Below are 20,376 nucleotides of genomic sequence, written 5' to 3' on the forward strand. Positions count from 1 at the left end.
CGAAGTCGCCAATAAGTTGCAAGAGTGGCTAGACGCTGGCTTGCAGGCATGGGACATCAGTCGCGACGCCCCCTATTTCGGCTTCGAGATACCAGGCGAAAAAGACAAGTATTTCTATGTGTGGCTTGATGCGCCCATTGGCTATATGGCCTCTTTCAAAAACCTATGCGACAAGCAAGGCATCAATTTTGATGAGTTCTGGTCACCAGAAAGTGATGCTGAGTTGTATCATTTTATCGGCAAAGACATCGTTTACTTCCACTGCCTTTTCTGGCCCGCGACTTTGCATGGTGCTGAGTTCAGAACACCAAGTGCGGTATTTGCCCACGGCTTTGTCACGGTGAACGGTGCCAAAATGTCTAAATCTCGAGGTACCTTTATCACGGCACGCAGTTACCTCAATCATCTAGATGCTGAATATCTTCGTTATTATTTTGCCGCCAAGTTGTCGCCGCGCGTTGATGATTTTGATCTCAACCTTGATGATTTTGTGCAGCGCGCGAATACAGACTTGGTGGGCAAGTTGGTCAACATCGCCAGCCGATGCGCTGGTTTTATCAGCAAGCATTTCGATGGGAAAATCGCCGCGAATTGGCCAGAATCAGAACTGATCAAGGACATTCAGACAAAGACGGATGAAATTGCTGACCTCTACGAACGTCGCGAATTTGGCAAAGCCGTACGTCATATCATGGCTCTGGCGGATAAAGTCAACCAATGGATCGCCGAGCAGGCACCATGGCAATTAATCAAAAACGAGACGACCAAAGTACAAGCTCACCACGTCTGTAGCATCGCACTGAATGCTTTCCGGCTGCTCGTGCTGTACTTAAAACCAGTGCTCCCCCGTCTGGCCGAAAAAACCGAAGCCTTTTTACAAATTGCGCCAATGAAGTGGGAAGACAGCCAAGTTTTGTTACGTGATCATAGCATTGCACCATTCAAACCAATGCTGACGCGAATCGACAAAAAAGCGATCGATGCTATGCTCGCGGAATCGGCAAAAGAGAAAAAAGAGAAAGACAAAGCCGCATCGAAAAAACAGGCGGAAGCAAGTGAGGCCACCTCCGATACTATCAGTATCGACGATTTCGCCAAAATCGACCTGCGTGTGGCTCGCATTGTTTCCGCAGAACCTGTGCCAGGGGCGGATAAGCTTTTGAAACTCACTCTTGACCTCGGCCAAGAGACACGACAAGTGTTTGCTGGCATCAAGCAAGCCTACCAACCAGAAACATTGGTTGGTCGATTGACCGTCATGGTGGCCAATTTGGCCCCCAGGAAAATGCGCTTCGGTGTCTCGGAGGGCATGGTGTTGGCCGCCGGGCCAGGCGGCCAGGAGGTTTTCCTGCTAAGCCCGGACAGCGGCGCAAAACCTGGCATGAAGGTGAAGTAAATGTTCAGTGGTGATGGGTGGCCGCTATGGCTTGTCTGGATTTTGTATATTGTTTCCGGCACCGGAGTGCTGGGAATGCTTTGGTGGCCGATGCGCAAGGCGACGCGCTGGCTGAGTCTGCCAGTCCTCGCCTTGCTGGCAGGCCTCATCTACACTCCGGTTCCGATTGAAACCGGCAGTGCCCATTGGGCGCCGGCGACGTTGGTGTTTATCTTTGAATTAGAAAAATATGGTACGGCCATGATCATGCGAACCTTGGGGCCGATTTTACTGACGAGCCTTGGCTTTCTGTTATTGGCCCTCGCCCTGTCGTGGCCCTCGTCCCGATCAAAACGGACCGCCAAATCAAGTCACAATCAGGTATAATTTGGCCGTTTAAATGCCACTTGTGAGGCAAAAATGAGCGATTATCTACTCCTGTTTGTCGGAACGGTGCTCGTCAACAATTTCGTGCTCGTCAAATTTTTGGGCTTATGTCCCTTTATGGGTGTGTCCAGCCGAATGGAAACCGCGACAGGCATGGCGCTCGCTACGACTTTTGTCCTGACGATTGCCTCTGTGGCCAGTTATCTCGTTGACCACTACCTGCTTATCCCTTTTGATTTGCTTTATTTGCGCACCATGAGCTTTATCCTGGTCATTGCCGCCACGGTGCAGTTCACCGAGATGGTGATTCACAAGACGGCGCCCGTGCTCTACCAACTGCTTGGTATCTACCTGCCGCTCATCACCACCAATTGCGCAGTGCTTGGGGTGGCCCTGCTCAATGTCAATGAAAACCACAACTTTGTTGGATCGTTCGTTTATGGCTTCGGCGCATCCGTGGGTTTTAGTTTGGTGTTAATCCTATTTGCTGGCATTCGAGAAAGACTACAAGCGGCGAACATTCCGAAATCATTTGAGGGCGCAGCCATCGCGATGGTCACGGCAGGCTTGATGTCATTAGCGTTTATGGGCTTTTCCGGACTGGTTAAGGGGTAAATGTGGACATATTGACCGCTGTGTTGATTGGACTTGGTATGGGTGCCTTCATAGGGGCCCTATTGGGTTATGCCTCGACCAAGTTCAAAGTTGAAGGCAATCCACTCGTCGAAGAAGTGGATCGCCTGCTGCCACAAACCCAGTGTGGACAATGTGGTTACCCGGGTTGTAAACCTTATGCCGAAGCACTCGTCGAAGGCGATGATATCAATAAGTGTGTGCCTGGCGGCGAAGCCACCATGCAGGCCATCGCAGACCTGCTCGGTCGAACGCCGCAACCGCTGGACGCATCAAAACAAAAAGAAGGTGACACGGTCGTTTATATTCGGGAAGCCGAATGCATCGGCTGTACAAAGTGCATTCAGGCCTGTCCCGTCGATGCCATTGTGGGGGCAGCTAAGCACATGCACACCGTGCTAGAGGACGTCTGTACGGGCTGCGATCTCTGTATCCCTGTTTGTCCAGTGGACTGCATTGAGGTACGACCTGCCCGTCACCGACCATCCATGAGCGATGCGCCAAAATGGCGTCAAGGTGATTCGCCCATCGAAATCATTCCTGTCAAATGGACAACACAATGAGTGACACAAAACCACTCGACCACTGGCGCTTGTTTGGCTTTCATGGCGGTGTCCAACCACCCGAGCACAAATGGACAGCCAATCAGGTCAGTTGCCGCATGGCGATGGCTTCGGAACTTCTGTTTCCATTGCAACGGCGGCAGGTCTCGCTTACCCCGGTTGTACAACCAGGTGACCACGTTTTGGCTGGTGACCTTCTGGCGATAGATCCGGACAATCGGCAGGCGCCTATCGTGGCATCAACATCCGGCACAATTGGCGCAATGACAACCGCTGTGCCACCATTACCCAAAGCAGCGCCATGGCCTGCAGTGAGTTTGCATCCAGATGGCCAAGACCGATTCCGTCCTGGTGATGTCCGGACGATGGCATCGATTCTACAAACGGAACGAAACGCCTTGATCGAACAAATTCACCGAGCAGGCATCATCGGATTGGGAGGCGCTGGCTTTCCAGCAGCTGCCAAACTCCGCGCAAGCGGGCATGTCCCCACCGTATTGCTCAATGGCGCCGAGTGTGAGCCTTTTATCACCAGCGACGACCGATTAATGCAGGAAAATGCCGCGGATATCTTGTCTGGCGGGTGGATTATCGCGCATATTACACAAGCGGAACGCATCGTGGTGGCGATTGAAGACAATAAGCCGGCCGCCATCACAGCGATGAAAACGGTACGAGAACAACTCAACTGCCCATTACCGATTCATATTGTCTCCATCCCGACATTGTACCCGTCTGGTAGCGAGAAACAGTTAATTGAAAATCTCACCGGCCAACAATTGGCCGCAGGCCAGCTACCTGCTTCACTTGGTTTGGTGGTCCACAACGTTGGCACGGCCAAGGCCATTTATGATGCCTGTGCGCACGGCCGCCCCCTTACCGAGCGACTCATCACCCTCACTGGCGACGCCATTGCCGCTCCCGGCAACTATTGGGTGCGACTGGGTACGCCAGTTCATTTTGTACTTAAGCAGGCGGGCGTTCAGGAAGAAAAGCTGACTCAAATTGTCCACGGTGGGCCGATGATGGGCTGGGACATCGTATCCCCCAATACGCCTGTGGATGCGACAACCAACTGTCTCATCGCCGCATCCACTGAACTGTTCCCGCCCCCACCGCCGGAAGCACCTTGCATCCGCTGTGGTTTGTGTGTCGAAATGTGCCCGGCAGGACTGCTGCCACAGGAGCTTCTGTTCCTCATCAAAACAAAACAATACGAACAAGCCCACAAATGGCAGCTAGATCAATGTATTGAATGTGGCGCCTGCAGCTATGTCTGCCCAAGCCATATCCCACTCGTTGCCTATTATCGTTTTGGAAAAGATCAGTGGCGAGAGATACAAGCGAAAAATCGAAAAGCTGAGCTATCAAGGCTACGGCACGAGCGGAAACTTGCTCGAATGGCCCGGCAAGAAGCGGAGAAAAAAGCGCGCAGACAGCGACGCGCGGCCAACGCCGCTCGTCAGACAGATGAGAAGAAGAAAATGGTTGCCGAGGCCGTGGCGCGCGTCCGTGCCAAGAAGCAAGCACAAGGGTCAACTGACAAAGGACAGGACTAATGAAGCTGTTCAAAACACCTGCGCCCCATGTTTTTGGCGATCTGTCTATCACCCAGGTGATGCTCACCGTGGCGATTGCGTTGTTGCCTGGTGCCCTTATCCAAATATTCTTCTTTGGCTGGGGCACGCTATTGAATGTGGTCCAGGCGGTGCTGTGGGCACTGCTTGGTGAAGCCATGGTTTTGCGACTTCGCAACCAACCATACCAGCAACGACTGATGGATGGCTCAGCATTTGTCACAGGATTGCTGCTTGGTTTGGCGTTACCGCCACTTGTTCCATGGTGGGTTGTCTGTATTGCCACCTTATTTGCCATCGTTGTCGTCAAACACTTATACGGCGGCCTGGGCAGCAATCCCTTTAACCCGGCCATGGCAGGCTATGTGCTCGTTTTGGTGGCCTTTCCCTTGTCCATGAGTCAATGGTTACCGATTCAGGATCTCATGCCCCATCATCTAGGATTACTTGACGCATTGTCTGTTATCTTGAATGGACACACATTGTCAGGCGTCGATCGTGTCGGACTGCGCTTAGGCGTGGATGGCTTTACGCTTGCCACACCGCTTGATACGGTGAAAACCGACCTCAGTGCCGGATACATGATTCGTGAAATTTTAACTAAACCGGTGTTCGCTGATGGCCTCGGTCGAGGCTGGACATGGGTCAATGTTGGGTATTTGGTTGGCGGACTCATCCTGCTGTGGCGTCGTATCATCCAATGGTATGTCCCGGCGGGCATGCTGGTCAGTCTGACGCTGATATCGCTATTTTTCTATATTTACTCACCGGACCAGTTCGCTTCCCCATTGTTTCACTTATTCAGTGGCGCCACCATGCTGGGGGCTTTCTTTATTGCCACTGACCCCGTCAGTTGCGCCAGCACGCCCTCTGGTCGAGTGATTTTTGGCATAGGCGTTGGGATTTTGACGTACCTCATACGCACATGGGGCGGCTACCCGGATGGTGTTGCCTTCGCGGTGCTACTGATGAATCTGGCCGCCCCGACACTGGATCACTATACCCGGCCACGCGCGTACGGCGAGATGAGCACTGGAGGTTAGATAATGTGGACAACCATCTATAAAAATGCACTTATCCTAGCCATTTTTGCCATCATCAGCGCAGGTGCCGTTGGCGTGATTCATCATTTGACCAAAGCGCGAATTCAAAATGAAAAGGAACAAGCCCTTTACCGGGTAATCCATCGCCTGCTCCCACCGAGCGATTACGACAACGAGCTTTATCATGACTGCACGCTCGTCACAGCGCCAGAATGGCTTGGAACACAAGCGCCCGTCCGAGCATTTCGTGCGCGCAGACAAGGGAAGCCTGTGGCATTATTACTGCAATCGGTTGCCCCGAATGGCTACAATGGGGCTATCGAATTGTTGGTGGCGATCAGCCGAGACGGCGTTGAAGGTGTTGAAGTGCTAAGCCATCAGGAAACACCGGGGCTGGGTGACCAAATTGAATCACGCAAAAGCCATTGGCTGAAACAGTTCAAAGGAAAAAGCTTGGCAACAACTCCGCTTGAGCAGTGGAAAGTGAAAAAAGATGGAGGCGTTTTCGATGCGTTGACGGGGGCGACCATCACACCACGCGCTGTTGTGCAAGCTGTGAGCAAAACACTGACTTACGGCCAGACCCATTGGTCCAAATTATTTACAACACCTGCGAACTGTCACGGAGGCACACGATGAATCAGCCGACGATGCGTTCCATTTTCCACGACGGCCTGTGGCACAACAACCCGGCGTTGGTGCAAGTGCTTGGCCTTTGCCCAACGCTTGCAGTGACAGGGACTTTTGTCAATGGTTTGGTCATGGGCATCGCCACTCTGCTCGTGCTGCTGGGCACAAACCTGACAGTGAGTGCCTTGCGACGCCAGATCCCACATGAGATCCGTATTCCGATCTACGTCATTTTGATTGCCAGCTTGGTGACCAACGTACAACTTTTGATGAATGCCTACATCTACGAGTTGTACATGATCCTCGGCATTTTCATTCCCCTGATTGTGACCAATTGCATCATTATTGGCCGCGCGGAAGCCTTTGCCTCACGACACCCAGTACCGCTCGCCATCACCGATGCCATTGCACAAGGACTTGGTTTCACCGTGGTTCTAAGCGTACTCGGCGGCATTCGCGAAGTCATCGGGCAAGGCACCCTATTTAGCGGGTTTGATCTTTTGTTTGGCCCGATGGCCGCCAACTGGACGATCCACCTTTTCAATTTTGATGAACATTTTCTTTTGGCTTTGCTACCACCAGGCGCCTTTTTTGGGCTAGGCGGTCTCATTGCGCTCAAAAACCTGATACAGAGCAGACGTCGTATCGTCGCCGAAACAGAACCTGCCGTGGAGGCTGCGAAAGCGTGAACCAAAAGCAGCGAACAATGATTTTCGAACGGCTGAAAGCCGCAAATCCCAAACCGACCACAGAGTTGAATTACAGCACACCTTTTGAATTGCTGATTGCGGTCATTTTGTCGGCGCAATCGACAGATGTTGGTGTCAACAAGTGTACGGCCAAGCTTTTTCCGGTTGCCAATACGCCAGAAAGTATTCTGAAATTAGGTGTGGACGGGTTAAAAAACTATATCAAAACGCTCGGTCTTTATAACAGCAAAGCCGAAAACATCATTAAAACTTGTCGAATTCTGGTCGAGAAATATAACGGCGAGGTGCCCCAAACCCGGGAGGCCCTTGAGGCCCTGCCGGGCGTGGGCCGCAAAACCGCCAATGTTGTGCTGAACACAGCTTTTGGGCACGAGACCATTGCCGTCGACACACACATATTTCGTGTCGCCAATCGAACCGGCCTTGCCCCTGGCAAAAATGTCAGGGAGGTCGAGGAGAAGTTGCTGAAAGTGGTGCCTAAGCCCTACCGCAAAGATGCCCATCATTGGCTTATCTTGCACGGCCGCTATACCTGTACAGCAAGAAAACCAAAATGCGGCAGTTGCCTGATTGAAGACTTATGTGAATATCCCAACAAAACGGAAATTGACGCATGATATTTGGGCAAGACAGAGCACAACTTAGGCAATTTTGGCTGCAAACATTTCAAAAAATGCAGCGAAATGCGCCGCTGTCACCATTGGAGTCACAAATTGCCGAAGTGATTGACATGCATCCCGAATATCACCAATTCCTCAGCCAACCAGAAACCGCACAGGAGCGAGAGTTTTTGCCTGAGCTCGGTGAAACCAATCCTTTTTTGCATATGGGCCTGCACCTTGGCTTGCGCGAACAGTTATCGACCAATCGGCCGGCAGGCCTCCGACCTTTATTCGATAAACTGTGCCAGCATTGTGGCGATCGACATGCTGCAGAACATATCGCCATGGACTGTCTCGCAGAATGTCTATGGAAGGCCCAGCGCGCCGGCACACCACCGCAGGACAACGACTACTTGGCATGCCTGCGGCGGCGACTGAATCAAAACGCTTAATCACGCGTTCCGGTCAATAGAAACTCGGCGATCGTTCTGACACCATGGCCGGTTCCACCTTCTGGCCAAAGGGGCGAACCGCTCGGCGCATCACAGGCGGCGAGATCAATATGCAACCACCCCTTGCCGTTATCTCGCACAAAACGTGATAAAAAACCAGCCGCATTACTGGCCCCAGCCGGCCCTCCACCCTTGACTGGTCGACTGTTCATAGTGTCGGCAAAAGTACTTGGGCAGGCATCCCGATGAAACTCTGCTAAGGGCAGCGGCCAATGCAGTTCGCCGGTCGCCTCAGCCGTTTGCAAAAATTTGTCTCGCACCGATTGGTCCAGCGCAAACACGGCATTGTAATCAGTCCCCACCGCGGTCACCGCGGCACCGGTCAAGGTCGCCGCATCGACAATGAGTGGCGCACCGCTTTGACTCGCATCAATCAATCCATCGGCAAGCACTAAGCGTCCTTCCGCATCGGTGTTCACAATCTCAACGGTTTGGCCATTTCGATAGGTCAAAATGTCGCCAAGTTTGTATGCCCGACCTGATATCAAATTTTCAGCGCAACAAAGAATGAGCCTGACACGCTTTTGCAAACCTTGAGCAATCGCCAATCCCAATGCACCGGTAACCGTCGCGGCACCGCCCATATCCATGCGCATGGTCAGCATACCTTGACTGCTCTTAATGCTGTAGCCACCACTGTCAAACGTAATACCCTTGCCAACCAGCGCCACATCGACTTGCTCAGTGTTCTTTGGATTGTAATCGAGCGTCAACAGGACAGGCGGTCGTTCGCTCCCGCGCCCCACACTCCAAAGACCGACATAGCCGGCTTCGGCCAAGGCTTCGCCTTTAATCACTTTGGCACTCACCGAAGCGCTGTATGAACGAATAAAGTTGATCGCCTCTTCTGCCAACGCTTCTGGCGTCATGTCTTCAGCGCTCATATTAATCATGCGGCGAGTCCACTGCACCGCTTGAATCCAGTCTTCTCGCTTTCGTTCTTCTGCCGAAGAAAGTGTGGGAAAGGCAATATCCGCCCCGTGGCGTGGCGTCCAAAAACCCAAGTAAAAATGCCACTGCCTCATCAATGACCACCCCTCGCCAAGCAGCGAAACTCGACGGATGCCCAGGTTTGCTAATGAGCGCGCTGCCTTCTGAATGGCGCGTTCTGCGGTTTGCGTAATGATAAATCCATCTTCACACGGCATCAGCAAAGGCATTGGCTTGTCTGATGCCACATTTTCAAGTCTTATGCATAGGGTCTCTATCATACTGATGTCTCTCCAACCAACTTGCTATCACGCAGAACAGGGCGTACGCTTCAGAACAAAGAAACGTTCATGCTAACAAAAGATGACACCGGTGTGTTCTGTTTTTGATATTCCCGAGGGCGAAGCGCGCACGTTTGACTTTCCAAATGAGTCAAACAGAACCTTTTTTATCCTGCATTGGGGCGATCGTTTCTATGCTTACCTCAATCGTTGCCCGCACACCGGCATTGCTCTGGAGCATCAGGAAAACCAGTTTCTCAGTTGGGACAAGGGCCACATTCAATGTGCCATGCACGGCGCCCTGTTTAACATTGGCAACGGCCGCTGTATTTGGGGACCTTGCCGAGGTCAATCTTTGCAATCATTGCCATTACAAATTGTAGATGATCAAATTTTTGTTGACTTAACGACATGAAATACCCAGCGCCTTTACAATCAGGTCGCCTGCTTCGCCGATATAAGCGGTTTTTCGCTGATGTCGAGCTTGATTCCGGCGAGGTCGTGACGGCCCACTGTCCAAATACGGGGGCCCTGACCGGCCTCACGTCGCCCGGACTTCGTGTGTGGCTGTCCTATCAAAACAATCCGAAACGCAAATTGCAGTGGACTTGGGAGCAAGTGGAAACCCCGGGTGGCTTTCGAGTTGGTGTTCACACACACCGAGCCAATCAGCTCATCGAAGAGGCCCTCAACGATGGACCACTGGCCAGAAAATTTCCTGGCACGTTACACAGAGAAGTCAAACTCGGCGAGAGTCGAATCGATTTTCTGATTGAAGGCGAACAAAAATGGCTTATCGAAGTCAAAAGTGTGACGCTCGGCCCACTGTATCCACCACCGGGGCTTGGCTATTTCCCGGACGCAAAAAGTGTCAGAGCCACCAAACACTTACAATCGCTCATTCAGCACCAGCAAAAAGGCCATCAGAGTGTTTTGATTTTCTGTGTCCAACATAGCGGCATCCGTATGGTGGCGCCAGCGGCACACATCGACCCTGACTATGCCCAATGGCTCACCAAAGCTCATGCCCAGGGCGTTCAACTTATCGCGCTGGGTTGCGAACTCGACGAAGCACACATCTGCGCATCCCATCAATTGCCTGTAACACTGGTTGCCGACCCCGACCACAACGCATTTGTATCAAGGTGAAATTTCATTGCCCGCACTGGTCATTTTTGGTATATCCTTGTCTTAATTTATCGAACGTATGGAGCAAGACCATGCCAGCCAAGAAAGCAACAACCACGTTGAGCATGCTTGGATTCGAGCCCTACAAGGAATCAAAGGGCGAGGAATACATGAATGAAAAGCAATTGGCACATTTTCGTGCGGTGCTCGAAAAGTGGAAGCAGCAACTGATGGAAGAGGTGGACTCCACCATCAACCACATGAAAGACGCGGTCAATTATGCGGATCCTGCCGATCGCGCCTCACAGGAGGAAGAATTCTCGCTGGAGTTGCGCACTCGGGACCGCGAACGCAAGTTATTGCGGAAAATCCACAAAGCGCTTGAAAAAATCGATTCGGGCGACTATGGCTATTGCGAAACCTGTGGTGAAGAAATCGGCATTCGTCGCCTTGAAGCGCGACCAACCGCTGAACTGTGTATCGATTGCAAAACGCTTGCTGAAATTAAAGAAAAACAATTTGGCACCTGATGACAGAACGTCGTGGATGATGAACGGGTGCATAGCGCACCCGTTTTCGTTTACGAGACGATGATGACAAGCTATATCGGCCGATTTGCCCCCTCACCGTCTGGCCCATTACATTTTGGCTCGCTTGTGGCTGCCCTTGGCAGCTATCTGGATGCCCGTGCTCATGGCGGCAAATGGCTTTTGCGCATTGAAGACATCGATCCGCCGCGGGAAGTCGTGGGGGCGCGAGACATTATCTGTCGCCAATTAGAAGCACTTGGCTTACACTGGGATGGCGAAATCACTCGCCAAAGTGAACGTGACGAATATTATCAGGCGGCGCTAGCCACACTGAAAGCCAAAAAGCTGCTATACGCATGTGATTGCACGCGCAAACAAATCAAGGCGCGTGGTCGTCACTATGACGGACACTGCCGTGAGCGAGCATTGCCATTTCGCGACGGGTTCGCCCTCCGGTTTCTCAATCGTTCGCCAAGTCGGCAAATGTTCGATCGACTTTTTGGCCATCGACAATGGCCACAATCAGCTTTGGAGTCAGACTGCATCCTGCGCCGCCGCGACGGGCTTTGGGCCTACCAACTTGCCGTCGTGGTTGACGACATTCAACAAGGGATCACACATGTTGTACGGGGGGCAGATCTGTTGTCATCAACCCCCGTGCAAATCGATTTACACCAGGCGCTGGACCATCAACCACCATGCTGGCTTCATTTGCCGCTGGCAGTATCGAAGCCCGGGCGGAAACTCTCGAAACAGAATCACGCCCCCGCCATTGATACGGCACACCCACAAAAAACCCTCGTACGCGCGCTCAAGTTTCTAGGTCAGCCCACCAACGAAGCCATGTTGACCGCATCAGTCAATGAACTGCTCGCCTATGCGGTCAGCCAATGGCGCCCGGAAAAAATCCCCAAAACACAGGAAATTTGCGAGCCGGAGCAACAATGATTATCATTGACCAACTTTTTCCTTAAGGGGATAGATAACTTTGCTGGGGCTTTTGAAAAAAATCACAGGTTGGCGCAGTCAACCCGACGGCAAACCCGCGGCAGACATTATCCCTCGACCAAAGCATCCGATTTCGCGCAAGCACATCAGTGCCAATGCGCTGAAGGTCTTGTATCGTCTGCACAACCACGGGTATCAGGCTTACCTCGTGGGCGGTGGCGTGCGTGACTTAATGCTTGGATTACGCCCAAAGGATTTCGATGTGGTCACGGATGCTCGACCAGAACAAGTCAAGGCGTTATTTCGCAACTGTCGTCTCGTCGGCCGCCGATTTCGACTAGCCCATATTACTTTTGGTCGCGAAATTATCGAAGTTGCGACTTTTCGGGCGCGTCATGCCGACAACGTCAAAACCAAGGCATCCGGAGTCGTCATTCAAGACAATGTGTATGGCACCATTGACGAAGACGCGCTGCGACGCGATTTCACTGTCAACGCCCTTTATTACAACATTGCCGACTACAGTGTCGTCGATTTTGTCGGCGGCGTGCATGATCTCAAAAAACGCCAACTCAGCGTGATTGGCGATCCGATGGTGCGGTACCGAGAAGATCCGGTGCGAATGCTGCGCGCGGTTCGGTTGGCCACTAAGCTGGGCCTCAAGATCGTCCCCGCCTCGGCAAAACCGATTCCAAAACTTGCCTATCTTTTGAGCGAGGTGCCGCCGGCTCGCTTGTGGGATGAATGCAATAAGCTTTTTCTCGCTGGCTATGCACACCCCACTTGGCATAAATTGGTGGAAACTGGCTTGGCAGACGTTCTATTCCCAATGACAGCACAAGCGCTCAAAAGTGCTGATGGAAAAGCGTTTCGAGAGTTTATTGATCGCGCTACCCTGTCGACAGATGAACGTATCGCCCAACACAAACCGGTTAACCCTGCGTTCTTGTTCGCTGTTTTACTCTGGCTTCCCGTGCTCCACAACACGCAAAAGTGGCAGGGCAAAGGATTGCATTATGCCGACGCTTTCCAAAAAGCCGCCAGCGAGGTGCTTGCCCGCCAGTGTGAAATCGTCGCCATCCCAAAACGCTTTACCAGCGTCATTCGCGACATTTGGTTATTGCAGAATCAGCTGCCAAAACGTGCCGGGAAGCGTGCAGAACGCTTAATGGCACACCCCCGATTCCGGGCGGCATACGATTTTCTCTTACTGCGTGCCGCTCCAGAAAGTGAAGAAGCCGACATCGGGCAATGGTGGACACAGTATCAGGCGGCGGATGCGACCGAGCGCCGCCGTTTAATTCGTCTGGTGTCACCAAGACAACGCAAACATCGTCGAGGCAGGAAACCACGGCATAAACGTACGGCATCATCATGAAGTATGCGACGGCATATATTGGCTTGGGTGCAAATCTCGGCGATCCGGTGCAACAATTGCACCAAGCGCTGGCGGCCATCACTCGGCTAACCGGAACCAAACTTGTCCAAGCCTCAAGCTTTTACCGGAACCCAGCCATCGGACCGGAACAACCGGATTATGTGAATGCGGTTGCTGAAATCCTCACGTCGCTCGCACCACTCGACCTTTTGGATGCGCTCCAAGCCGTTGAACGTAAGGCAGGTCGACGCCGTGAGTATGAGCAACGTTGGGGGCCCCGACCGCTGGATCTCGATATCTTGTTGTACGACAATAAAGTCATTGAACATGAACGCTTGGTGGTACCACATGTGGAAATGCGGCATCGCCCGTTTGTGATTTTTCCACTCCTGGAAATCGCACCGCACATCACTTTGCCAACGGGTGAACCCGTGGCGTCGCTTGCCAAAGCTCTGAGTCCTGAATGCCTGAGAAAAATATGAAACCACACAATCTTGACCATGCACTTATTGTTGTTGAAGGACCTATCGGGGTCGGAAAGACGACCTTGGCGAGACGACTTGCCACGACCTTAAATGCACAACTGGTGCTTGAGATGGCAGAACAAAACCCTTTTCTCGAGCGCTTCTATCAGGACAGAACCACTTTTGCCTTGCCAGCCCAGCTCCACTTTCTATTCCAACGAAAAAGGCAACTTGAACCGCTTCGTCAACCTGATCTATTTCGAACGCCGGTGGTGATGGATTATTTACTCGAGAAGGATCGGCTGTTTGCGGAAATCAATCTCAATGAAGAAGAACTCGAACTATACCAGCAGGTCTACCAGCATCTTGCCCCCAGTTGCCCAACACCAGATTTGGTCATCTATCTCCAAGCGCCGGTCGAAATCCTCATGCAACGCGTTCGAAAACGCGCACTCCCGGCAGAAAAAACGATCGGTCTCGACTATCTTAAACAAATCAGTGATGCCTACACGCGCTTTTTTCATTTTTATGACGACGCGCCACTGTTGATTGTCAACGCCTCGGGGCTGGATCTTGTCGAGAATGAAGCGCATTATCACGCTTTATTGACACGTATTGCTGAAACGCGCTCCGGTCGCAACTATTTTAACCCGCTCACGATATGAGGTGCCCATGAAAAGTGTCAGCTTGCGCACGCTTCACCACATGAAACAGGAGGGCGAAAAAAGTGTCTGTCTGACCGCTTACGATGCCACTTTTGCCCTGATTGCCGCTCAGGCAGGCGTCGATATGCTGTTGGTGGGCGACTCCCTCGGCATGGTTGTGCAAGGACATCGCTCTACCGTCCCGGTCACCATTGATGATATGTGTTACCACACAAGCGCCGTGAGCCGAGGGCTGGATCACAGTGAGCGGCGACCTTGGCTGATCAGCGATATGCCATTTATGAGTTATGCCACACCTGAACAAATGCTCAACAATGCCGCGAAACTGGCTCAGGCGGGTGCCCAAATGGTCAAAGTAGAAGGTGGTCGTTGGCTGGCTGAAGGGATTCGGAAACTTGTCGAACGCGGCATCAGTGTTTGTGGACACTTGGGACTCACGCCGCAATCTGTCGATGCGTTGGGGGGCTATCGCGTCCAAGGCCGAGACACCCACTCTGCCCGACAGATTTATGAAGATGCCCTTGAACTCGTTGATGCCGGCATCGCCATGCTCGTATTGGAATGTGTTCCAGCCAAACTGGCCGCAGACATTTCCCAAAAACTGCCAGTGCCAGTGATCGGCATAGGTGCAGGCCCTGATACCGACGCCCAAGTGCTCGTATTACACGATATGCTTGGCGTGACCCCGAACCTCAAGCCAAAATTTGTCAGAAATTTCATGGACGGCGCGGCGAGCATACAGCAAGCCATAGAAAACTATGTCAAGGCCGTGAAAAATAAAGAATTTCCAACTGAGGAGCACAGTTTCTGATGACCACCGTGGTATTGGACAGTCTCACAAAGTTGCGGACATGGGTGAAAGAGAAAAAACAAAAAGCGCAACGCATTGGCTTCGTCCCAACCATGGGCAACCTGCATGCTGGCCACTTGAATCTTATGGATTTGGCCCATCAGCATGCCGACGTCGTCATCGCGAGCATTTTCGTCAACCCAATGCAGTTTGGTGCCGGTGAGGACTATGAACGTTACCCTCGCACGCTGGCGGAAGATATCCAGAAGCTAAACCAGCACCATTTGGACGCTGTGTTTACGCCCACGGTTGACTTGATTTACCCGGACGGTGTTGCGCCACACACCCGTGTTCATGTGCCGAATTTGTCAGACATCTTATGTGGTGCTCATCGCCCTGGTCATTTTGATGGTGTTGCCACCATCGTCACCAAATTGTTCAATCTTGTCCAACCAGATGTGGCGGTTTTCGGACAAAAGGATTATCAGCAACTGGTCATCATCCGCAAAATGGTACGTGATTTGGCGCTCCCTATTGATATCATCGGCGCGCCGATTGCGCGAGAACCCGATGGCCTTGCCATGAGCTCGCGAAATCAGTATTTGACGCCTGACGAACGTCGAATAGCGCCAGTGCTACATCACACACTGAAAACTGTTGCCCAACGTGCTATAGCGCCTGATTCCGATTGGTCCATGCTGGAATCCTGGGCCGCCGAAACGCTGACAGCGAAAGGCTTTGTCGTCGATTACGTTGAAATCAGACGACAGCACGATCTGGCGCGTCCCACACCAAATGACAAAGCGCTCGTGGTGCTTGCTGCCGCCAAACTGGGGCAGACGCGACTTATCGACAATATCACTTTTCAAAAATAAAAGGCGTTTCAGCTGGATAAGCCACAGTTGTTCTTTTCCAAGACACGCTCGGCACGATAGCTGGAACGCACAAATGGCCCTGACACCACTTCGAGAAACCCCATCTCGAGGCCCCACTCGCGGTATTTGGCAAACTCCTCCGGCGTCACATACCTCTCCACTGGCAAGTGGTTGCGCGTTGGCCTGAGATATTGGCCAAAGGTCACAATATCCACATTGTGCGCACGCAAGTCTTGAAGCGTTTCCCGAATTTCTTCGTCCGTTTCTCCCAAGCCCAGCATCAATGATGTCTTGGTCAACACAGAAGGACGATGGGCTTTGGCAAACTTGAGCACGGCCAGTGTTGTCTCATAACTGGCACGCGGGTCCCGTACCGGATGCGTCAACCGCTTCACTGTTTCCACATTTTGGGCATACACATCCACGCCCGCGTCCAATACCCGGGCCACATGTTCCTCAACGCCGCTGAAGTCCGGGGTCAAAGTCTCAATGGCTGTGTCCGGATTCACTTCCTTGATGGCTCGCACACAGGCAGCATAATGGCCAGCCCCACCATCTGGCAGGTCATCCCGATCCACCGAGGTCAACACCACATATTTAAGCCCCATAAGACGAACCGCATTGGCGGCGTGCTGAGGTTCGTCTGGATCCAGCCAGCCGTTGGGATTTCCTGTATCCACCGAACAAAAACGGCAGGCCCGCGTGCATACCGCCCCCATGATCATCAGTGTTGCCGTCCCATGGTTCCAACATTCGCCAATGTTCGGGCACATCGATTCTTCACATACGGTGGCCAAACGGTTGGTGCGCACAATGTCTTTGACTTGGCGATAACCGCGGCCATCGGGGATGCGTACTTTTAACCATTCTGGCTTGCGTCCCAATTGCGGCGGCTCACCCTTTTTTGGCGCGCGAATGCCATTCTTGATGGCCGAAAAACCTTGCGGCGTCTTATATTTCTCCCCGGTCTGAACCTGAACCGGGATACGCATTGACTCAGATTGATGTTGACTCATGCCGACGCTCTCGGAAAAAACTTGGAGCAATCTTACCACTGTCGGTGACCGGACAGAAGGTTGTTTGATGATTTCGTCATTGTTTCACTATGGCATGGTTTCGCTTGACATCCGTCACTCATGTTTGCTATATGTTGCAGTGCTTCACGTTGGAAGTGTCATATTTGGACAAAATAAATCGCCATGATTCGTTTTATTGCTAACCACCATCACCATTCCACAGAATAGCCTTCCGGCATTCTGCTGGAAGGTTATTGCCGACCTTCCAGCGTGATTGCCGCCCTACATACCCCAATCAAATCACTCTGGAAGGTCTCCAGAATGGTTTGACTTGGGAGTATGAAAATGTTTGACCCTGCAAGGCTGAGAATTGCGATCCAGGCCTCTGGCCGATTAAGTGAGCCCTCTTGTCGTCTGCTACGAAAATGCGGTCTTCGTTTTTCACAAAACGGCCGTAAGTTACTGGCGCACGTTGAGAACCATCCAATCGACTGCCTATTCGTTCGGGATGACGATATTCCGGGGCTGGTCATGGATGGCATTTGCGACTTAGGGATTGTCGGAGAGAATGTCCTTGCCGAAAGCCGGCTAGAACGACTCGCCTTCAGTCAACCGTCAGACTTTGCCAATTTGCTCAGGCTGGATTTCGGCGAATGTCGCCTATCGATTGCCGTTCCCGAGGAATCCCCCTATGAAAACCTACGAAATTTGGAAGGCCTGCGCATCGCAACCACCTATCCCCGTCTATTGCAAAGTTTCGCCAAGGAAAATGGCCTTTCCATTGAGCTCTGCCAACTGAAAGGTTCTGTCGAGGTGGCACCACGACTTGGACTGGCAGACGCCATTTGCGACTTGGTGAGTTCTGGCGCGACATTGGAGTCGAACGGGCTCAAGGAAGTTGAGGTCATTATGGAAAGCCGTGCCTGCCTGATTCAAAGTCGCATACCAATGAACCATAACAAGCAACAAATGATTGATATGTTGCTCAGGCGCATCCAGGGTGTGTTAAGCGCGCGGGAACGCAAATACATTATGCTGCATAGCCCCAAACACTGCCTTTCACAAGTCATCGGCCTGCTGCCCGGTGCTGAAAATCCTACCGTCTTGCCATTGGCCGAGCGCGACGACATGGTGGCGGTCCATGCGGTCAGCAGTGAAAACTTGTTCTGGACCACCATGGAGGCACTGAAACAATTGGGCGCAAGCTCAATTCTGGTTCTGCCTATCGAAAAAATGTTGGAGTGACACATGATTATCTGGTCGCAATGCAACGATAAAGACAAGGCGGCGATTCTGTCCCGCCCACAACAAACCAGCAATCCGGAGATCACAAGACGCACGGCGCAAATTCTGGCGGATGTTGAACAAAAAGGCGATCAAGCGCTGCGCACTTGGACTCAAGAGCTGGATGGCCAAACCGTCGCTGAGTTTCGACTCACGCTCGAGCTGCGTGATGCACTGGCGGCACAACTAGACGACGCATCGAAAGCAGCATTGCAAAAGGCTTTTGATGCCATCTACCGTTTCCATTCCGCACAACGACCAGACCGTTGGTCATTGTCCACTCAGCCTGGCGTCGTCTGCGAGTGGCGTTTCGCGCCAATTGAACAGGTTGGGCTATATGTCCCTGGCGGGAGCGCAAGCTTGCCATCCACTGTCTTGATGCTGGCCATTCCCGCCATCATCGCCGGATGCAAGAGAATTGCGATGGTGACGCCGACCAATCAGTCTGCCCAGCCTATTTCGCCAGCCATTGCCTACGCCACCCAACTGTGCGGCGTTGAAGAGATATATCGCATCGGAGGGGCTCAGGCCATTGCTGCGCTTGCTTTTGGAACAGAGTCAATCCGGCGCGTCGATAAAATATTCGGCCCTGGTAACGCTTATGTGACCGAAGCCAAAAGACAGGTGGCCGCCAGGGGCATTTGCGCCATTGACATGCTCGCTGGGCCATCTGAGCTGATGATCATCGCCGACGATCAAGCCGAGGCTCAGGTGATTGCCGCTGACTTGTTGTCACAAGCGGAACATGGCCCAGATTCACAAGTGATGCTCGTCAGCACCAGTGCCGAGCTTATCAAGGCGACGCGTACGGCCATTGCCAATCAGTTGACCACACTGCCCCGGCGATCCATTGCCGAACGTGCGCTCACGCACATGCGCGTCATTTTGGTCGATTCCATAGAGCAAGCCTGTGACATCTGTCAGCGCTATGCACCGGAGCACCTGATTATCAACACAAACTCCCCACGCCAATGGCTGGATCGCATTACCAATGCTGGTTCGGTGTTTCTTGGTCCATGGTCGCCAGAAACTGCTGGCGATTATGCCAGTGGTACCAATCACTGCCTACCGACTTACGGCACAGGTCGTACGCAAAGCGCTTTGAGCGTGGAGGACTTCGGCCGGCGTTTTGCCGTCCAGGAACTGACCCAAGCGGGTTTGAAGCAACTGGCACCAGTCCTCTTACAAATCGCCAAGATCGAACAGTTGGCGGCACACGCCAATGCTGTGCAAATACGGCTGCCGGAGGGACTGTCATGAGCATCGAAAACTTGTTAAGACAGGATATTCGCAACTTCGAGCCTTATAGCTCGGCACGCTCAAGACAACCGATGCGTCGTGCCGACGTGCTTCTCAATGCCAACGAATCACCGCCGGTGATGCCAGTGACACTGTCTAGTCAGTGTTTTAACCGTTACCCAGAACCGCAACCGGCTCAACTTGTTGCGGCTTATGCCAACTATCTTGAACAAGATCCCCGTCATATTCTCGTCACACGCGGTGCTGACGAAGGCATTGCCCTGCTCATTCAAGCGTTTTGCGAACCGGGTATGGACGCGATTACCATCACACCGCCCACCTATGGAATGTATGCGATCAGCGCCAGAAGTCTCGGTGTCAAAGTGCGCGAGGTGCCCATGACACTTCCGGATTTTAGCCTTCGCACGGACGCCTTGGCGGAACTTCCATCTGAGACGAAATTGGTGTTCTTATGTTCTCCAAATAACCCATTGGGCACCGTCATCCCGCCCTCAGTCATAAGCTCGCTTGCCGAGCAACTTCGTGGACGAGCGATGCTCGTGATTGATGAAGCCTACGCTGAGTTCACTACGACAAGCGCCGTTACTCTCGTCAATACATTCGAAAACATCGTGGTATTGCGAACGCTCAGCAAAGCATTTGCATTGGCCGGACTACGGATCGGTTGTGTCATCGGACAACCACCGGTCATCAATGCCTTGCGTCGAATTATGGCCCCCTACCCGATTCCAACCCCATGTGCCGAATTGGCGGTACAGGCCCTTCAGCCAGACGGTATAGAGGCCATGCGCGACA

Annotated in this window: 25 protein-coding genes; 23 read left to right on the top strand and 2 right to left on the bottom strand. The window is 52.5% G+C overall.

Annotation, left to right across the window (positions count from 1 at the left end):
- From D6694_12340 to D6694_12385, 10 genes are all read left to right on the top strand, one after another.
- The coding region (locus tag D6694_12340) for a methionine--tRNA ligase (GenBank protein RMH38420.1) at positions 1 to 1,396 on the top strand (1,396 nt) is incomplete at its 5' end.
- On the top strand, positions 1,397 to 1,762 hold the full coding sequence (locus D6694_12345) for a hypothetical protein (GenBank protein RMH38421.1): 366 nt from the start codon (positions 1,397 to 1,399) through the stop codon (positions 1,760 to 1,762).
- 33 nt (positions 1,763 to 1,795) lie between these two features.
- On the top strand, positions 1,796 to 2,377 hold the full coding sequence (gene rsxA, locus D6694_12350; GenBank protein RMH38422.1) for an electron transport complex subunit RsxA: 582 nt from the start codon (positions 1,796 to 1,798) through the stop codon (positions 2,375 to 2,377).
- Positions 2,378 to 2,379: 2 nt separating this feature from the next.
- Positions 2,380 to 2,958 (top strand): electron transport complex subunit RsxB, encoded by a 579-nt coding sequence (gene rsxB, locus D6694_12355; GenBank protein ID RMH38423.1) that lies wholly within the window; start codon positions 2,380 to 2,382, stop codon positions 2,956 to 2,958.
- Complete coding sequence (rsxC, locus tag D6694_12360) at positions 2,943 to 4,517, top strand: electron transport complex subunit RsxC (protein RMH38424.1); 1,575 nt, start codon at positions 2,943 to 2,945, stop codon at positions 4,515 to 4,517. The genes rsxB and rsxC overlap by 16 nt, the downstream gene beginning before the upstream one ends.
- On the top strand, positions 4,517 to 5,578 hold the full coding sequence (rsxD, locus tag D6694_12365) for an electron transport complex subunit RsxD (GenBank protein RMH38425.1): 1,062 nt from the start codon (positions 4,517 to 4,519) through the stop codon (positions 5,576 to 5,578). Before rsxC ends, rsxD begins: the two co-directional genes overlap by 1 nt.
- Before the next feature lie 3 nt (positions 5,579 to 5,581).
- Positions 5,582 to 6,217, top strand: coding sequence for an electron transport complex subunit RsxG (gene rsxG, locus D6694_12370; protein ID RMH38426.1), 636 nt, complete (start codon positions 5,582 to 5,584; stop codon positions 6,215 to 6,217).
- Complete coding sequence (locus D6694_12375; protein ID RMH38427.1) at positions 6,214 to 6,897, top strand: electron transport complex subunit E; 684 nt, start codon at positions 6,214 to 6,216, stop codon at positions 6,895 to 6,897. Before rsxG ends, D6694_12375 begins: the two co-directional genes overlap by 4 nt.
- Positions 6,894 to 7,535 (top strand): endonuclease III, encoded by a 642-nt coding sequence (nth, locus tag D6694_12380; protein RMH38428.1) that lies wholly within the window; start codon positions 6,894 to 6,896, stop codon positions 7,533 to 7,535. Before D6694_12375 ends, nth begins: the two co-directional genes overlap by 4 nt.
- On the top strand, positions 7,535 to 7,972 hold the full coding sequence (locus tag D6694_12385; protein RMH38441.1) for a DUF1841 family protein: 438 nt from the start codon (positions 7,535 to 7,537) through the stop codon (positions 7,970 to 7,972). The genes nth and D6694_12385 overlap by 1 nt, the downstream gene beginning before the upstream one ends.
- Here the strand turns inward: D6694_12385 and pepB are convergent.
- On the bottom strand, positions 7,969 to 9,243 hold the full coding sequence (pepB, locus tag D6694_12390) for an aminopeptidase PepB (GenBank protein ID RMH38429.1): 1,275 nt from the start codon (positions 9,241 to 9,243) through the stop codon (positions 7,969 to 7,971). The two genes, D6694_12385 and pepB, sit on opposite strands and share 4 nt — an antisense overlap.
- An 82-nt stretch (positions 9,244 to 9,325) precedes the next feature.
- On the opposite strand from pepB, the gene D6694_12395 reads away from it, so the two are divergent.
- The 9 genes from D6694_12395 (at position 9,326) to D6694_12435 (ending at position 16,021) form a co-directional block, all read left to right on the top strand.
- On the top strand, positions 9,326 to 9,658 hold the full coding sequence (locus D6694_12395; GenBank protein ID RMH38430.1) for a Rieske (2Fe-2S) protein: 333 nt from the start codon (positions 9,326 to 9,328) through the stop codon (positions 9,656 to 9,658).
- Complete coding sequence (gene sfsA, locus D6694_12400) at positions 9,655 to 10,392, top strand: DNA/RNA nuclease SfsA (protein ID RMH38431.1); 738 nt, start codon at positions 9,655 to 9,657, stop codon at positions 10,390 to 10,392. The genes D6694_12395 and sfsA overlap by 4 nt, the downstream gene beginning before the upstream one ends.
- Before the next feature lie 71 nt (positions 10,393 to 10,463).
- Complete coding sequence (gene dksA, locus D6694_12405) at positions 10,464 to 10,901, top strand: RNA polymerase-binding protein DksA (GenBank protein ID RMH38432.1); 438 nt, start codon at positions 10,464 to 10,466, stop codon at positions 10,899 to 10,901.
- A 63-nt stretch (positions 10,902 to 10,964) separates the two neighbouring features.
- Positions 10,965 to 11,849: a tRNA glutamyl-Q(34) synthetase GluQRS gene (locus D6694_12410; GenBank protein RMH38442.1), complete on the top strand. Its 885-nt coding sequence runs from the start codon at positions 10,965 to 10,967 to the stop codon at positions 11,847 to 11,849.
- A 52-nt stretch (positions 11,850 to 11,901) separates the two neighbouring features.
- Positions 11,902 to 13,227, top strand: coding sequence for a polynucleotide adenylyltransferase PcnB (gene pcnB / locus D6694_12415; protein RMH38443.1), 1,326 nt, complete (start codon positions 11,902 to 11,904; stop codon positions 13,225 to 13,227).
- Positions 13,224 to 13,709, top strand: coding sequence for a 2-amino-4-hydroxy-6-hydroxymethyldihydropteridine diphosphokinase (gene folK / locus D6694_12420; GenBank protein RMH38433.1), 486 nt, complete (start codon positions 13,224 to 13,226; stop codon positions 13,707 to 13,709). Before pcnB ends, folK begins: the two co-directional genes overlap by 4 nt.
- Entirely contained in the window at positions 13,706 to 14,356 is a 651-nt protein-coding gene (locus D6694_12425) for a deoxynucleoside kinase (GenBank protein ID RMH38434.1), read from the top strand. The genes folK and D6694_12425 overlap by 4 nt, the downstream gene beginning before the upstream one ends.
- A 7-nt stretch (positions 14,357 to 14,363) precedes the next feature.
- Complete coding sequence (gene panB, locus D6694_12430; GenBank protein RMH38435.1) at positions 14,364 to 15,167, top strand: 3-methyl-2-oxobutanoate hydroxymethyltransferase; 804 nt, start codon at positions 14,364 to 14,366, stop codon at positions 15,165 to 15,167.
- The gene (locus tag D6694_12435) at positions 15,167 to 16,021 is read left to right on the top strand and encodes a pantoate--beta-alanine ligase (protein RMH38436.1); all 855 of its coding nucleotides are present in this window, start codon (positions 15,167 to 15,169) and stop codon (positions 16,019 to 16,021) included. The genes panB and D6694_12435 overlap by 1 nt, the downstream gene beginning before the upstream one ends.
- Before the next feature lie 8 nt (positions 16,022 to 16,029).
- Here the strand turns inward: D6694_12435 and lipA are convergent, their stop codons facing one another.
- Positions 16,030 to 17,013: a lipoyl synthase gene (gene lipA, locus D6694_12440; protein ID RMH38444.1), complete on the bottom strand. Its 984-nt coding sequence runs from the start codon at positions 17,011 to 17,013 to the stop codon at positions 16,030 to 16,032.
- Between the two features lie 22 nt (positions 17,014 to 17,035).
- Here lipA and D6694_12445 point away from each other — a divergent pair, with 22 nt between their 5' ends.
- The 4 genes from D6694_12445 to D6694_12460 all read left to right on the top strand — a co-directional run.
- On the top strand, positions 17,036 to 17,224 hold the full coding sequence (locus D6694_12445) for a hypothetical protein (GenBank protein ID RMH38437.1): 189 nt from the start codon (positions 17,036 to 17,038) through the stop codon (positions 17,222 to 17,224).
- A gap of 158 nt (positions 17,225 to 17,382) precedes the next feature.
- Positions 17,383 to 18,282 carry an ATP phosphoribosyltransferase gene (locus D6694_12450; protein RMH38438.1) on the top strand — a complete coding sequence of 300 codons (900 nt, stop codon included), beginning with the start codon at positions 17,383 to 17,385 and terminating at the stop codon, positions 18,280 to 18,282.
- A gap of 3 nt (positions 18,283 to 18,285) precedes the next feature.
- Complete coding sequence (gene hisD / locus D6694_12455) at positions 18,286 to 19,581, top strand: histidinol dehydrogenase (GenBank protein ID RMH38439.1); 1,296 nt, start codon at positions 18,286 to 18,288, stop codon at positions 19,579 to 19,581.
- A partial coding sequence (locus D6694_12460) for an aminotransferase class I/II-fold pyridoxal phosphate-dependent enzyme (GenBank protein RMH38440.1) occupies positions 19,578 to 20,376 on the top strand: 799 nt, incomplete at its 3' end. The genes hisD and D6694_12460, both read left to right, overlap by 4 nt.

This window comes from Gammaproteobacteria bacterium, assembly GCA_003696665.1.
In the GTDB taxonomy this organism is placed as follows: domain Bacteria; phylum Pseudomonadota; class Gammaproteobacteria; order Enterobacterales.

Bases quoted from the DNA above. Each gene is read 5' to 3' on its own strand.
- rsxD (RMH38425.1), top strand. From the start codon at position 4,517: ATGAAGCTGTTCAAAACACCTGCGCCCCATGTTTTTGGCGATCTGTCT.
- D6694_12445 (RMH38437.1), top strand. From the start codon at position 17,036: ATGCCGACGCTCTCGGAAAAAACTTGGAGCAATCTTACCACTGTCGGT.
- rsxG (RMH38426.1), top strand. From the start codon at position 5,582: ATGTGGACAACCATCTATAAAAATGCACTTATCCTAGCCATTTTTGCC.
- D6694_12425 (RMH38434.1), top strand. From the start codon at position 13,706: ATGAAACCACACAATCTTGACCATGCACTTATTGTTGTTGAAGGACCT.
- sfsA (RMH38431.1), top strand. From the start codon at position 9,655: ATGAAATACCCAGCGCCTTTACAATCAGGTCGCCTGCTTCGCCGATAT.
- D6694_12435 (RMH38436.1), top strand. From the start codon at position 15,167: ATGACCACCGTGGTATTGGACAGTCTCACAAAGTTGCGGACATGGGTG.
- D6694_12345 (RMH38421.1), top strand. From the start codon at position 1,397: ATGTTCAGTGGTGATGGGTGGCCGCTATGGCTTGTCTGGATTTTGTAT.
- D6694_12450 (RMH38438.1), top strand. From the start codon at position 17,383: ATGTTTGACCCTGCAAGGCTGAGAATTGCGATCCAGGCCTCTGGCCGA.
- lipA (RMH38444.1), bottom strand. From the start codon at position 17,013: ATGCGTATCCCGGTTCAGGTTCAGACCGGGGAGAAATATAAGACGCCG.
- rsxC (RMH38424.1), top strand. From the start codon at position 2,943: ATGGACAACACAATGAGTGACACAAAACCACTCGACCACTGGCGCTTG.
- D6694_12375 (RMH38427.1), top strand. From the start codon at position 6,214: ATGAATCAGCCGACGATGCGTTCCATTTTCCACGACGGCCTGTGGCAC.
- panB (RMH38435.1), top strand. From the start codon at position 14,364: ATGAAAAGTGTCAGCTTGCGCACGCTTCACCACATGAAACAGGAGGGC.
- D6694_12395 (RMH38430.1), top strand. From the start codon at position 9,326: ATGACACCGGTGTGTTCTGTTTTTGATATTCCCGAGGGCGAAGCGCGC.
- pepB (RMH38429.1), bottom strand. From the start codon at position 9,243: ATGATAGAGACCCTATGCATAAGACTTGAAAATGTGGCATCAGACAAG.
- rsxA (RMH38422.1), top strand. From the start codon at position 1,796: ATGAGCGATTATCTACTCCTGTTTGTCGGAACGGTGCTCGTCAACAAT.
- hisD (RMH38439.1), top strand. From the start codon at position 18,286: ATGATTATCTGGTCGCAATGCAACGATAAAGACAAGGCGGCGATTCTG.
- D6694_12410 (RMH38442.1), top strand. From the start codon at position 10,965: ATGACAAGCTATATCGGCCGATTTGCCCCCTCACCGTCTGGCCCATTA.
- dksA (RMH38432.1), top strand. From the start codon at position 10,464: ATGCCAGCCAAGAAAGCAACAACCACGTTGAGCATGCTTGGATTCGAG.
- folK (RMH38433.1), top strand. From the start codon at position 13,224: ATGAAGTATGCGACGGCATATATTGGCTTGGGTGCAAATCTCGGCGAT.